Raw genomic sequence first — 12,061 nt, 5'->3', positions numbered from 1 at the left:
AGAGAGATTGGAGGAGCCATGTCCAACCCGCACGCCGCCTTGCCCGATGCGTTCAACTTCGCGCAGCACCTGATCGACCTGAACGCGGGCCGCGCCGACAAGCCGGCCTACATCGACGACCGCGGCAGCCTGAGCTACGGCCGCCTGGCCGACGGCATCCGGCGCTTTGCGACCGCGCTCGGCCAGCTCGACATCCGGCGCGAGGAGCGCGTGATGCTCGCGCTGCCCGACACGCGCGACTGGCCGGTCGCCTTCCTCGGCGCGATGTACGCGGGCGTCGTGCCGGTGGCCGTCAACACGCTGCTGACCGTCGGCGACTACGCCTACATGCTGCGGCATTCGCGCGCCCAGGCCATCGTCACCTGCGATGCGCTGGTGCCGATCTTCCGCGAGGCGATGGCCGCCGGCGAGCACGAGGTGCGGCATGTGATCGTCGCGGCCGACGGCGCCGAGGCCACGCGTCACGGTCCGGGCTTCCACGATTTCCGCTCGCTCGTCGCGGCCGCGCTGCCGCGCATCGAGCCCGCCGCAACCGGGCCCGACGACATCGGCTTCTGGCTCTATTCGTCGGGCTCGACCGGCCGGCCGAAGGGCACGGTCCACACCCACGCCAACCCGTGGTGGACCGCCGAGACCTACGGCAAGCAGGTGCTCAGGCTCAACGAGAACGACATCGTGTTCTCGGCCGCGAAGCTGTTCTTCGCCTACGGCCTCGGCAACTCCCTGACCTTTCCGCTGACCGCCGGCGCCACCGTCGTGCTGCTGCCCGACCGGCCCACGCCGGCCGCCGTGTTCAAGCGCCTGGTCGATCACCGGCCGACCGTGTTCTGCGGCGTGCCGACGCTGTTCGCGTCGATGCTCGCCTCGGCCGATGCGCCCGATCCGGCCACGGTCGCGCTCCGCGTCTGCGCCTCGGCCGGCGAAGCGCTGCCGCGCGACATCGGCGAGCGCTTCACCGCGCGCTACCGCGCCAAGATCCTCGACGGCATCGGCTCGACCGAGATGCTGCACATCTTCCTGAGCAACAGCGCCGACGACCTGCGCTACGGCACCACCGGCAAGCCCGTGCCCGGCTACGAACTCGAACTGCGCGGCGACGATGGCCAACCGGTCAGGCGCGGCGAGGTCGGCGACCTCTACATCAAGGGCCCGAGCAGCGCGCTCATGTACTGGAGCAACCGCGAGAAGACCTGCTGCACCTTCCTCGGCGACTGGCTGCGCAGCGGCGACAAATACCTGCAGGACGCCGACGGCTACTACGTCTACGCCGGCCGCAGCGACGACATGCTCAAGGTCAGCGGCCTCTACGTCTCGCCGTTCGAGGTCGAGGGCGCGCTGATCGAGCATCCGTCGGTACTCGAGGTCGCGGTCATCGGCAAGATCGACCGCGACGGCCTCGTCAAGACCAAGGCCTTCGTCGTGCTGCGCGCCGGCAAGACCGCGACGCCCGAGCTCGAAGCCGAGCTGAAGGCCTTCGTGAAGGACCGGCTCGCGCCGTTCAAGTACCCGCGCTATCTCGAATTCGTGGCCGAGCTGCCCAAGACCGCGACCGGCAAGATCCAGCGCTTCAAGCTGCGCGAGCAGGAGAGCCACGATGTCCATCACGTTGAATGACGCGCGTGCGCCGTTCCGCGTGACGCTGGCGCAGACCGGCCGCGCGGTCGAGGTCGAGGCCGCATGGGTCGGCGTCGACGATGCGGCCGCGCCGGCGATGGTCTTTCTGCATGAAGGGCTCGGCTCGCTGTCGCTGTGGCGCGACTGGCCCGAGCGCCTGTGCCGCGCCGCCGGCCTGCGCGGGCTGGTCTGGTCGCGCGCCGGCTACGGCCAATCGACGCCGCGCCCGGCCGACGAGCGCTGGGGGCCGGACTTCCTGCAAGTGCAAGCGGTCGAGGTGCTGCCGCAGCTGCTCGCGGCCGTCGGCATCGACGCCGCGCGCAAGCCGCCCTGGCTGTTCGGCCACAGCGACGGCGGCTCGATCGCGCTGATCCACGCGGCGACGTTTCCCGATCTCGTCGGCGGCGTGATCGCGGTGGCGCCGCACATCTTCGTCGAGGACCTGACCATCGCCAGCATCGAGCAGGCGCGCGACGCCTGGCATGCGACCGACCTGCGCCACAAGCTCGCCAGGCATCACGCCGATCCGGCCTCGGCCTTTCTCGGCTGGAACGACATCTGGCTCGACCCGGCCTTCCGCGACTGGAACATCGAGCCGCTGCTGGCACACATCGCCTGCCCGCTGCTCGCGGTGCAGGGCGTCGACGACGAGTACGGCTCGCTGGCGCAGATCCGCGACATCGCCAAGTACGCGCCGCAGACCGAGCTGCTTGAAATCCCCGACTGCCGCCATTCGCCGCACCGCGACCAGCCCGACGCGCTCGAACGCGCGGCGGTCGCCTTCCTGCGCCGCCACGGCGTGGGCTCGGTTGCAAGCGCCACGCCGCCCTGCTGATTTCCACCGCAACGCAAGCCGCACCCCGGCGAGCCGGCACAGACCGGCCGCCGACCCAAGCCACCCAAGAGGAGACAACCATGACCAGCACCTTCGGGCGCCGGCGAGCCGCGCTCGCCCTTTCGATCTGCCTGTCGCTGTCGTCGGCTGCCGGTGCGCAGACCGCGCCGGCCAAAATCAAGGTCGGCTTCATGCTGCCCTACAGCGGCACCTATGCCGCGCTCGGCACCGCCATCGAGAACGGCTTCCGGCTCCAGGTGCAGGAACAGGGCGGCAGGTTCGGCGGCCGCGAGGTCGAGTACGTGCGCGTCGACGACGAGTCCGATCCGTCGAAGGCGGTGGACAACGTCGGCAAGCTCATCAAGCGCGATCAGGTCGACGTGATCGTCGGCACCGTGCATTCGGGCGTGGCGATGGCGATGGCGCGCGCGGCAAAGGAAAGCGGCACGCTGCTGGTCATCCCCAACGCCGGCGCCGACGCGATCACCGGGCCGATGTGCGCGCCGAACATCTTCCGCACCTCGTTCAGCAACTGGCAGCCGGCCTACACGATGGGCACGGTCGTCGGCCAGCGCGGGCACAGGAAGGTCGTCACCGTCACCTGGAAGTACGCGGCCGGCGACGAGTCGGTCAAGGGCTTCGCCGAAGGCTTGCAGAAGAGCGGCGGCGAGGTCGTGAAGGACCTGACCGTGCCCTTCCCCAATGCCGAGTTCCAGGCACTCCTCACCGAGATTGCGGCCGCCAAGCCCGATGCCGTCTACGCCTTCTTTGCCGGCGCGGGCGCGGTCAAGTTCGTCAAGGACTACGCCGCCGCCGGCCTCGGCAAGACGATCCCGCTCTACGGCCCGGGCTTCCTCACCGACGGCACGCTCGAAGCGCAGGGCGAATCGGCGCAGGGAATGTTCACCACGCTGCACTACGCCGATGCGCTCGGCACGCCGCGCGACGACGCCTTCCGCCTCGCCTACGCCAAGACCTGGAAGCTGCAACCGGACGTGTACGCGGTGCAGGGCTATGACGCGGCGCAGGCGCTCGCGGTCGGCTTCAAGGCCGTGGGCGGCGACGCGAGCAAGCGGCGCGAACTCATCGCCGCGATGGAAGCCGCCAGGATCGACAGCCCGCGCGGCGCCTTCGTGTTCAGCAAGGCGCACAACCCGGTGCAGGACGTGTATCTGCGCCGCGTGGACGGCAACGTGAACAAGTCGCAGGGCGTGGCGATCAAGGCGCTCGCCGATCCGGCGCGCGGCTGCCGCATGCCCGCGGCTTCGTAAAAGGCGCGGCGATGGACTTGGCGACCTTCCTCATCCAGAGCCTGAACGCGGTGCAGTACGGGCTGCTGCTGTTCCTCGTGGCGAGCGGGCTGACGCTGATCTTCGGAATCATGGGGATCATCAATCTCGCGCACGGCAGCTTCTACATGCTCGGCGCCTATCTGGCCTTCGGGCTCGGGCCGGTGGTCGAGCGCATGGGCGGCGGCTTCGGCCTGACGCTGCTGGTCGGCCTGGTGCTGTCGCTCGCGATCGGCGCGCTGCTGGAGTGGTGCTTCTTCAGCTTTCTGTACCAGCGCGACCATCTTCAGCAGGTGCTGATGACCTACGGCCTGATCCTCGTGTTCGAGGAGCTGCGCAGCCTGATCGCCGGCAACGACGTGCATGGCGTGAGCCCGCCGCCCTGGCTCGCCGGCAGCATCAGCCTCGGCGAGACGATGACCTATCCGGTCTACCGGCTGTTCATCTCGGCCGTGTGCCTGGCGCTGATCGTGGCGCTGCATCTGCTGCTGTCGCGCACGCGGCTCGGCATGCAGGTACGCGCCGGCGCCAGCAACCGACCGATGGCGCAGGCCATGGGCATCGACATCGCGCGGCTCTACCGCGTGGTGTTCGCGATTGGCGTGGCGCTCGCGGCCTTTGCCGGAATGATCGCGGCGCCGGTGTCGTCGGTGTACCCGAACATGGGCGCGCAGGTGCTCATCGTGTGCTTCGTCGTGGTGGTGATCGGCGGCATCGGCTCGATCCGCGGCGCGCTGATCGCGGCCTTGCTGGTCGGCTTCGTCGACACCTTCGGCAAGGTCTTCTTTCCCTCGCTGGCCGGTGCGCTGGTCTATGTGGCGATGGCCATGATCCTGCTCTGGAAGCCCCAGGGCCTCGTCAAGCAGTTCTGAACGGAGCCACGATGAACACCCTTTCCTCCCCCGTGCCGCCGCCGGGCCTGCCGTGGTTCAGGCTCGGTCGCGGCAGCTTCGATGCACTGGCGCTGCTGGCGCTGGTCGCGCTGCCGCTGCTCGCGCCGGGCTGGCAGATCGACCTCGTGCTCAAGGTGCTGGTGCTCGCGCTGTTTGCCGTGAGCCTCGAACTGCTCGTCGGCCACAGCGGCCTCGTGTCGCTGGGCCATGCGGCCTTCTTCGGCATCGGTGCCTATGTGCCGGCGCTGCTCGCGTCCGACGCCGGGCCGGGCGCGCTGCTGACGCTGGCGGGCGCGGCCATGCTCGCGGCGGCCGGCTATGCGCTCGTGGTCGGGCTGCTCACGCTCCGGTCCCAGGGCATCTACTTCATCATGGTCACGCTGGCCTTCGGGCAGCTGGCCTACCACCTCGCGCACGACACCCGGCTGGCCGGCGGCACCGACGGCATCTATCTCTACTTCCGTCCGCTGCTGCAAGTGGCCGGCAGCACGCTGGTCGATACCGAGGACCGCACCCAGCTCTACTGGCTGGTGCTCGCGGCGCTGGTCGCGACGCTGGTCTTCCTCAACCTCGTGCTGCACAGCCGCTTCGGCCGCGCGCTGGCCGGCGTGCGCGTGAACGAGACCCGCATGCGCGCGACCGGCTACGCGACCTATCCGTACAAGGTCGCGATCTTCGTGCTGGCCGCCGTGCTGGCCGCGCTGGCCGGCTTCTTCCAGACCGTGAAGGACGGCTTCGTGAGCCCCGAAAGCCTGAGCTGGCACCAGTCGGGCGCGGTGCTGGTGATGTGCATCCTCGGCGGGCTCGGCAGCCTGCGCGGCGCGGTGCTGGGCGCGGTCGCCTTCGTGGCGCTGCAGGAGCTGTTCCAGAGCGAGGCGCTGTTCGGCGATTTCGCGCGCCACTGGCAGCTCGGTTTCGGGCTGGCGATCATCGCCTGCGTGGCGGCGATGCCGCGCGGGCTGGTCCATCTCGCGGGCGACCTGGTCAACCGGCTGGCGCGCCGCGCGCCGGGAGCCTCGGCATGAAGCCCGTCATCCATCACACGCACGCCGGGCAGCCGGCGCTGATCGCGGCCGGACTCACGCGCGCCTTCGGCGGGCTGGTCGCGGTCGATCATGTCGACATCACCGTGAACGCGGCCAGCGTGCATGCGGTCATCGGCACCAACGGCGCCGGCAAGTCGACGCTCATCAACCTGCTGACCGGCGAGTTCCCGCCCAGCTCGGGAAAGATCGTCTTCGAGGGCAGCGACATCACCGGCTGGCACCAGTCGCGCCGCTCGCGCGCGGGGCTCGGCCGCAGCTATCAGCGCAACACGATCTTTCCGGAGTTCGACGTGACCGAGAACTGCCGGCTCGCGGCGCAATCGCGCTGGCAGCGGGCCTGGAACTGGATCACGCCGGCCGCGCGCTGCCGGCTTGCGCGCGAACGCGCCGCCGCCGTCATCGAGCGCGTGGGCCTCGGCGCGGTCGCGCGGCGCCGCGCGGCCGAGCTGTCGCACGGGCAGAAGCGCCAGCTCGAAATCGCGATGTGCCTCGCAACCGCGCCGCGCGTGCTGCTGCTCGACGAACCGCTCGCCGGCATGGGCGCGGAGGAGACCGAACGCATGCTGGCGCTGCTGGCCGACCTCAAGCGCGACCACGCGATTTTGCTGGTCGAGCACGACATGGACGCGGTGTTCCGCATCGCCGACTGCATCACGGTGATGGTCAACGGCCGCGTGATCGCGAGCGGCCCGCCCGACGCAATCCGGCGCGACGCGGCGGTGCAGGAAGCCTATCTGGGCCATGAAGTGGAGGCGGCATGAACGCGCTTGCAGAACCCGTCGCCGCGCCGCTGCTCGTCGCCGACGGCATCCATTCGTTCTACGGCCAGAGCCATGTGCTGCACGGCGTGTCGATCGGCATCGCGCGCGGCCAGAGTCTCGGCCTGCTCGGGCGCAACGGCATGGGCAAGACCACGCTGATCCGCAGCCTGCTCGGCTTCGTGCGCGCGGCGCGCGGCAGCGTGACCATCGCCGGCCAGGACATGACGCGCGCCCGGCCCGAGCGCATTGCACGCCTCGGCATCGGCTATGTGCCCGAGGGGCGCGGCGTGTTCCCGAACCTGAGCGTGCGCGAGAACCTGGTCATGGCCGCGCGCCCCGGCCCCGACGGCCGCCGCGACTGGACGCTCGACCGCGTGCTCGCGACCTTTCCGCGGCTGGCCGAGCGGCTCGACCACGGCGGCGGCCAGCTCTCGGGCGGCGAGCAGCAGATGATGGCCATCGGCCGCGCGCTCATGACCAATCCCGATCTGCTCATCCTCGACGAGGCGACCGAAGGCCTCGCGCCGCTGGTGGTGAAAGAGATCTGGAAGGTGATCGCGGCGATCCGCGACACCGGCATCGCCTCGCTCATCGTCGACCGCGACTACCGCGCGGTACTCGCGAACACCGACCGCTGCGTCGTGCTCGACAAGGGCCAGGTGGCGGTCGCGGGCGAGTCGGCCGCGCTGGCCGCCGACGCGGCGCAGCTGCACCGCCATCTCGGCGTCTGACCGGGATCGGCCGCCCTCCCCGATGCCGCGACTGCTCGCCGGTCTAGCGGTCGCGTGTCGACGACGCCCATTCGCCCAGCGTGCGTTGGCATTGATAGATGTCGTCGATGAGCCCGCGCAGCACGCCGATCTCGGGTGAGCTGTCGTGCAGCCGCGAGCTCATGATGATCGGCGACACCGCCTGCGGCTCGGAGATCGGCCGGTAGACGATCTCGTCGGGTCGCAGCCGGTGCACGCTGACCGGCACCACGCACACGCCCATGCCGGCCGCCACCAGCCCGAGCGCGATCTGCATTTCCTGCACCTCGTGCACCGCCGCCGGCTGCACGCCCAGGTCGCGGAACAGCGACAGCACCTGGTCGGCATAGCTCGGCCGCGGCAGGCGCGGGTACACCAGATTCTCGTGCCGGGCCGCCTCGACCAGGCTGACCGGATCGGTGCTGGCAGCCAGTTCATGCTCGCTGGGTATCGCCAGAACCAGCCTTTCCTCGCGCAATACCTCGCGCTTCACCGCCGGATCGTCAAGTCGGATTCTCCCGAAGCCGACATCGATCCGACCGGTCTTGAGCGCCTCCAGCTGCTCGACCGTGGTCATTTCATGCAGCGCCAGACCGACCTGTGGCCGCGCCGCGCGATACAGCCGCACCAGTCGTGGAAGCGCGCCGTACATCGTGGAAGACACGAAGCCGATGACCAGCCGGCGTTCCAGCTGGGCCACGCGTTGCGTGGTGCGCACCGCCTGATCGGCCTGTTCGAGCAGCCGCGTGGCCTGGGCGTAGAAGAAGCGCCCGGCCTCGGTCAGCCGGCAGGGCCGCGAGCCGCGCTCGAAAAGCGGCATGCCGAGTTCCTCTTCCAGATCCTGGATCTGCCGGCTCAGCGGCGGCTGCGAGATGTGCAGCTTCTCGGCCGCGCGGGTGAAGTTCTGCTCGTCGGCCACGGCCACGAAGTAGCGCAGGTGTCTCAGTTCCATACGATGCCTTGAAGGTATTGAACCAGTCTAAAACCGTCTTGGACCTGGCGCACGCGTTTGCCGAACATGGCGTCACCCAATCACACGCCGGACGGCTCGAATGAGTTCAAACGCCAAGCTTCTGTCGGTCGAAGCGCTGCTCGTGGATGTGCCCACGATCCGCCCGCACCGGCTGTCGGTCGCCACCATGAATCACCAGACCCTCGTGCTGGTGCGCATCGAAAGCGACGACGGCATCGTCGGCTGGGGCGAAGGCACGACCATCGGCGGCCTGGCCTATGGCGAGGAGAGCCCGGAGAGCATCAAGGTCAACATCGACAGCTATTTCGCGCCGCTGCTGGTGGGCGCGGCGGCGGGCGATGTGGCCTGGCTGATGGCCACGCTCGACGACCGCATCCAGGGCAACCGCTTCGCCCGCTGCGCGGTGGAAACCGCGCTCTACGACGCCCAGGCCCGGCGCCTCGGCGTGCCGCTCGGCGACCTGTTCGGCGGCCGGGTGCGCGACAGCATTCCGGTGGCCTGGACGCTGGCCAGCGGCGACACCGCCCGCGACATCGCCGAGGCCGAGCGGGTGCTCGACCTGCGCCGGCACAACATCTTCAAGCTGAAGATCGGCCTGCGCCCGGTGAAGGACGATGTGCGTCATGTGGCCGCGATCAAGCGCGCGCTCGGCGACCGCGCCAGCGTGCGCATCGATGCCAACCAGGCCTGGACCGTGACCCAGGCGCTCGAAGGCATGACGATGCTGGCCGCCGCCGGCGTCGACATGGTCGAGCAGCCGATCGCCGCGCACGACAAGGCAGGGCTCCAGCGCCTGACCCAGGCCAACATCCTGCCGGTGATGGCCGACGAGGCGCTGCACGGCCCGCATGACGCCTTCACCGTCGCAAAGATGCAGGCGGCCGACATCTTTGCAGTGAAGATCAACCAGTCGGGCGGACTGATCGGCGCGGCCCAGGTGGCCGCCATCGCCAAGGCCGCCAACATCGACCTCTACGGCGGAACCATGCTCGAAGGCGCCGTCGGCACGCTGGCCTCGGCCCATCTCTTCAGCACCTTCCACGAGCTGGCCTGGGGCACCGAATTGTTCGGGCCGCTGCTGCTCACCGAGGAAATCCTGCGCGAGCCGCTGGAGTACCGCGACTTCGCGCTCGCGATTCCGCGCCGGCCCGGCCTCGGCATCGACATCGACGAGGAAAAGCTGGCCCGGCTGCGCCGCGACCGCTGATCGCTCCCCCTTCAATCCGCAAGCGGACCCGCGCACCGGGCCCGGAAGGACTTCCCATGCTGTTCAAGGTGGAAATGGATGTGCGGCTGCCGGCCGACATGGCAGCAGCCGAGGCCGACGCCCTCAAGAAGACCGAGCGCGAGATCGCGCAAGGCCTGCAACGCAGCGGCAAGTGGCGCCATCTGTGGCGCGTGGCCGGCCGCTACGCAAACGTGAGCGTTTTCGATGTCGACAGCGTGGACGAGCTGCACCAGCTCATCTCGACGCTGCCGCTGTTTCCCTACATGCAGATCGAGGTGACGGCGCTGTGCCGCCATCCGTCCTCGATCCGCGAAGACGACCGCTGAGACGGCCGCGCCGCAACCCGCCTTTTACCCACCGCCACAGAGCACTCAAGAGGAGACACTCATGGACCGCAAGACCATCGACGCACTCGTCGCCCGCTTCGCCAGCACCGGCGTCACCGGCCCCGGCGACGAACGCATCAAGACCGTCGTGAACCGCCTGCTCGGCGACCTGATGCTGGCCATCGAAGACCTCGACATCCAGCCCGGCGAGTTCTGGTCGGGCCTCAATTTTCTGGCCGAAGCCGGCCCCGAGCTTGGCCTGATCGCGGCCGGCACCGGGCTTGAGCACTACCTCGATCTGCGCATGGACGAGGCCGAAGCCAGGGCCGGTCTGGCTGGCGGCACGCCGCGCACCATCGAAGGCCCGCTCTACGTGGCCGGCGCGCCGGTCGCCCAGGGCCATGCGCGGCTCGACGACGGGACGCAGCCCGGCGACATCGTGGTGATGCATGGCGTGGTGCGCGGCAGCGACGGCAAGCCGGTCGCGGGCGCGCTGGTCGAGGCCTGGCATGCCAACCATCTCGGCAACTACTCGCACTTCGACAAGAACCAGGCCGAATTCAATCTGCGCCGCGGCATCGTCACCGATGCCGAAGGCCGCTACAGCTTCCGCACCATCATGCCGGTGGGCTATAGCGTGCCCCCGGGCGGCACGACCGAACGGCTGCTCACCGCGCTCGGCCGCCACGGCCATCGTCCGGCGCACATCCATTTCTTCGTGACCGCGCCCGGCTTTCGCAAGCTGACCACGCAGATCAACATCGAGAGCGATCCCCACCTCTGGGACGACTTCGCCTTCGGCACCCGCGACGGCCTGGTGCCGCCGATCAGGCGTGCCGAATCGCTGCCGGCCTATGGCGTCGACCAGCTCTGCCATGAGATCGAATTCGACTTCGACCTGCATGCCGAAGTGGCTGCCGCGCCGCGCACCGACTTCGAGCGCCTGCGCGCCGCCGCCTGATCCGGTTTCACCCAGGGGAGACGCACATGAGCAATTTCGATGGCGGCAAGCCGCGCCTCGACAGCCTGCTGATCGAGGACCGCGAACGGCAGGACTACCGCCTGCACCGCTCGGCCTTCACCGACGAGGCGCTGTTCGAGCTGGAGATGAAGCACATCTTCGAGGGCAACTGGATCTATCTGGCGCATGAAAGCCAGATCCCGAATCCGAACGACTACCTGACGACGTTCATGGGGCGTCAACCCATCGTCATCACGCGCAACAAGGCCGGTGAGCTGAACGCCGTCATCAACGCCTGTTCGCACCGTGGCGCGACGCTGTGCCGGCACAAGAAGGGCAACCGCGCCAACTTCACCTGCAGCTTTCACGGCTGGACCTTCAACAACAGCGGCAAGCTGCTCAAGGTCAAGGACGCGACCGACGCCGGCTATCCCGACGGCTTCAACAGGAACGGCGGCCATGACCTCAAGAAGGTGGCGCGCTTCGAGAGCTATCGCGGCTTTCTGTTCGGCAGCCTCAATGCCAACGTCAAGCCGCTGGCCGAGTTCCTCGGCGAGGCGACCAAGATCATCGACATGATCGTCGACCAGTCGCCCGACGGACTCGAAGTGCTGCGCGGCGCCTCGACCTACACCTTCGACGCCAACTGGAAACTCCAGACCGAGAACGGCGCCGACGGCTATCACGTCAGTTCGGTGCACTGGAACTACGCCGCCACCACCAACCACCGCAAGCAGGCGGCGGCCGGCGACCAGATCAAGGCGATGGACGCCGGCAGCTGGGCCAAGCAGGGCGGCGGCTTCTACTCCTTCGAGCATGGCCACATGCTGTTGTGGACCAAGTGGGCCAATCCCGAGGACCGGCCCGCCTACCAGATCCGCGACGAGCTGGTGAGCAAGTTCGGCCAGGCCCGCGCCGACTGGATGATCGGCCACTCGCGCAACCTCTGCCTCTATCCCAACGTCTATCTGATGGACCAGTTCGGCTCGCAGATCCGGGTGCTGCGACCGATCGCCGTCGACAAGACCGAAGTCACCATCTACTGCATCGCGCCCAAGGGCGAATCGGCCGAGGCCCGCGCGCGCCGCATCCGCCAGTACGAGGACTTCTTCAACGCCACCGGCATGGCCACGCCCGACGACCTGGAGGAGTTCCGCGCCTGCCAGCAGGGCTATGCCGGCATCGCGCTGGAGTGGAACGACATGTGCCGCGGCGCAACCCACTGGGTGCACGGCGCCGACGCTGCCGCGAAGGAGATCGATCTGCATCCGCGCCTGAGCGGCATCAAGACCGAGGACGAGGGCCTCTACACCGAGCAGCACCGCTACTGGCTCGAACAGATGCGGCATGCGCTCGACAGCGAAACCGGCCAGGCCTGAGGACCGC

General features: G+C 68.9%; 12 protein-coding genes. 11 read left to right on the top strand and 1 reads right to left on the bottom strand.

What is annotated here, in order from left to right:
- Nucleotides 1–18: 18 nt before the first annotated feature.
- The 7 genes from B9P64_RS22155 (at nucleotide 19) to B9P64_RS22125 (ending at nucleotide 7,169) form a co-directional block, all read left to right on the top strand.
- The gene (locus tag B9P64_RS22155) at nucleotides 19–1,614 is read left to right on the top strand and encodes a benzoate-CoA ligase family protein (protein ID WP_085317030.1); all 1,596 of its coding nucleotides are present in this window, start codon (nucleotides 19–21) and stop codon (nucleotides 1,612–1,614) included.
- Nucleotides 1,595–2,449 carry an alpha/beta fold hydrolase gene (locus B9P64_RS22150; protein ID WP_085317029.1) on the top strand — a complete coding sequence of 285 codons (855 nt, stop codon included), beginning with the start codon at nucleotides 1,595–1,597 and terminating at the stop codon, nucleotides 2,447–2,449. Before B9P64_RS22155 ends, B9P64_RS22150 begins: the two co-directional genes overlap by 20 nt.
- Nucleotides 2,450–2,529: 80 nt before the next feature.
- Nucleotides 2,530–3,720, top strand: a complete 1,191-nt coding sequence (locus tag B9P64_RS22145; RefSeq protein ID WP_085317028.1) for an ABC transporter substrate-binding protein — start codon at nucleotides 2,530–2,532, stop codon at nucleotides 3,718–3,720.
- Nucleotides 3,721–3,731: 11 nt separating this feature from the next.
- Nucleotides 3,732–4,610 carry a branched-chain amino acid ABC transporter permease gene (locus B9P64_RS22140; protein WP_085317027.1) on the top strand — a complete coding sequence of 293 codons (879 nt, stop codon included), beginning with the start codon at nucleotides 3,732–3,734 and terminating at the stop codon, nucleotides 4,608–4,610.
- Nucleotides 4,611–4,621: 11 nt separating this feature from the next.
- On the top strand, nucleotides 4,622–5,656 hold the full coding sequence (locus B9P64_RS22135; RefSeq protein WP_085317026.1) for a branched-chain amino acid ABC transporter permease: 1,035 nt from the start codon (nucleotides 4,622–4,624) through the stop codon (nucleotides 5,654–5,656).
- Nucleotides 5,653–6,438 (top strand): ABC transporter ATP-binding protein, encoded by a 786-nt coding sequence (locus B9P64_RS22130; protein WP_085317025.1) that lies wholly within the window; start codon nucleotides 5,653–5,655, stop codon nucleotides 6,436–6,438. Before B9P64_RS22135 ends, B9P64_RS22130 begins: the two co-directional genes overlap by 4 nt.
- Nucleotides 6,435–7,169 (top strand): ABC transporter ATP-binding protein, encoded by a 735-nt coding sequence (locus tag B9P64_RS22125; RefSeq protein ID WP_085317024.1) that lies wholly within the window; start codon nucleotides 6,435–6,437, stop codon nucleotides 7,167–7,169. Before B9P64_RS22130 ends, B9P64_RS22125 begins: the two co-directional genes overlap by 4 nt.
- Nucleotides 7,170–7,212: 43 nt before the next feature.
- Here B9P64_RS22125 and B9P64_RS22120 read toward each other — a convergent pair whose 3' ends face one another.
- Nucleotides 7,213–8,139, bottom strand: coding sequence for a LysR family transcriptional regulator (locus tag B9P64_RS22120; RefSeq protein ID WP_085317023.1), 927 nt, complete (start codon nucleotides 8,137–8,139; stop codon nucleotides 7,213–7,215).
- A 100-nt stretch (nucleotides 8,140–8,239) separates the two neighbouring features.
- Between B9P64_RS22120 and B9P64_RS22115 the strand changes: the two genes are divergently transcribed.
- The 4 genes from B9P64_RS22115 (at nucleotide 8,240) to benA (ending at nucleotide 12,054) form a co-directional block, all read left to right on the top strand.
- On the top strand, nucleotides 8,240–9,367 hold the full coding sequence (locus B9P64_RS22115; RefSeq protein ID WP_085317022.1) for a muconate/chloromuconate family cycloisomerase: 1,128 nt from the start codon (nucleotides 8,240–8,242) through the stop codon (nucleotides 9,365–9,367).
- Between the two features lie 56 nt (nucleotides 9,368–9,423).
- A complete protein-coding gene (catC, locus tag B9P64_RS22110; RefSeq protein ID WP_085317021.1) occupies nucleotides 9,424–9,714 on the top strand; it encodes a muconolactone Delta-isomerase in 291 nt (96 codons plus the stop codon).
- A gap of 61 nt (nucleotides 9,715–9,775) precedes the next feature.
- Entirely contained in the window at nucleotides 9,776–10,675 is a 900-nt protein-coding gene (catA, locus tag B9P64_RS22105) for a catechol 1,2-dioxygenase (protein ID WP_085317020.1), read from the top strand.
- A gap of 26 nt (nucleotides 10,676–10,701) precedes the next feature.
- Nucleotides 10,702–12,054, top strand: coding sequence for a benzoate 1,2-dioxygenase large subunit (gene benA / locus B9P64_RS22100; RefSeq protein WP_085317019.1), 1,353 nt, complete (start codon nucleotides 10,702–10,704; stop codon nucleotides 12,052–12,054).
- The last annotated feature ends 7 nt before the right edge of the window (nucleotides 12,055–12,061 follow it).

The sequence above is a fragment of the Derxia lacustris genome, from assembly GCF_002105195.1.
GTDB lineage: Bacteria > Pseudomonadota > Gammaproteobacteria > Burkholderiales > Burkholderiaceae_E > Derxia > Derxia lacustris.
The sequence above is the reverse complement of the archived record's forward strand: the minus strand, read 5'-3'. Positions and strand labels throughout refer to the sequence as shown.

Bases quoted from the DNA above. Each gene is read 5' to 3' on its own strand.
- catC (WP_085317021.1), top strand. From the start codon at position 9,424: ATGCTGTTCAAGGTGGAAATGGATGTGCGGCTGCCGGCCGACATGGCA.
- B9P64_RS22140 (WP_085317027.1), top strand. From the start codon at position 3,732: ATGGACTTGGCGACCTTCCTCATCCAGAGCCTGAACGCGGTGCAGTAC.
- B9P64_RS22130 (WP_085317025.1), top strand. From the start codon at position 5,653: ATGAAGCCCGTCATCCATCACACGCACGCCGGGCAGCCGGCGCTGATC.
- B9P64_RS22135 (WP_085317026.1), top strand. From the start codon at position 4,622: ATGAACACCCTTTCCTCCCCCGTGCCGCCGCCGGGCCTGCCGTGGTTC.
- benA (WP_085317019.1), top strand. From the start codon at position 10,702: ATGAGCAATTTCGATGGCGGCAAGCCGCGCCTCGACAGCCTGCTGATC.
- B9P64_RS22155 (WP_085317030.1), top strand. From the start codon at position 19: ATGTCCAACCCGCACGCCGCCTTGCCCGATGCGTTCAACTTCGCGCAG.
- B9P64_RS22145 (WP_085317028.1), top strand. From the start codon at position 2,530: ATGACCAGCACCTTCGGGCGCCGGCGAGCCGCGCTCGCCCTTTCGATC.
- catA (WP_085317020.1), top strand. From the start codon at position 9,776: ATGGACCGCAAGACCATCGACGCACTCGTCGCCCGCTTCGCCAGCACC.
- B9P64_RS22120 (WP_085317023.1), bottom strand. From the start codon at position 8,139: ATGGAACTGAGACACCTGCGCTACTTCGTGGCCGTGGCCGACGAGCAG.
- B9P64_RS22115 (WP_085317022.1), top strand. From the start codon at position 8,240: ATGAGTTCAAACGCCAAGCTTCTGTCGGTCGAAGCGCTGCTCGTGGAT.
- B9P64_RS22125 (WP_085317024.1), top strand. From the start codon at position 6,435: ATGAACGCGCTTGCAGAACCCGTCGCCGCGCCGCTGCTCGTCGCCGAC.
- B9P64_RS22150 (WP_085317029.1), top strand. From the start codon at position 1,595: ATGTCCATCACGTTGAATGACGCGCGTGCGCCGTTCCGCGTGACGCTG.